This is a genomic window from Desulfocurvus sp. DL1XJH-121, from assembly GCF_054819825.1.
Map to the genome: position 1 here is coordinate 1 of NZ_JBTVWW010000098.1, position 271 is coordinate 271.

The window sequence follows — 271 nt, forward strand, 5'->3', positions numbered from 1 at the left end:
TCTCCTGATCCAGCAGCGCCACGCGCTTTCCAGCCTGAACCAGCTCATTGGCGGCCACCAGACCCGCCAAACCCCCGCCCACAATGATGACATCGGCGTCCATGTTTCCCCCTGGGTTTCATACGGCATTGGGCACAACTCCGGGTTGGAGAATGGGTGCTCATTTCGCGTACATCTATGTCAGTAGGTATTGACATAGAGGTGAGTACTGTGATGGTCTAGCCACAATCGCTACTGGCGCCGCCCCAGTTTGCGAACTCAAATTGGCGGC

Annotated in this window: 1 protein-coding gene; it reads right to left on the bottom strand. The window is 56.8% G+C overall.

All coding sequences use genetic code 11. The features are described 5' to 3' along the window. A partial coding sequence (locus ACYYG1_RS17460; protein ID WP_461211609.1) for an FAD-dependent oxidoreductase occupies positions 1 to 103 on the bottom strand: 103 nt, incomplete at its 3' end. Positions 104 to 271: the final 168 nt, after the last annotated feature.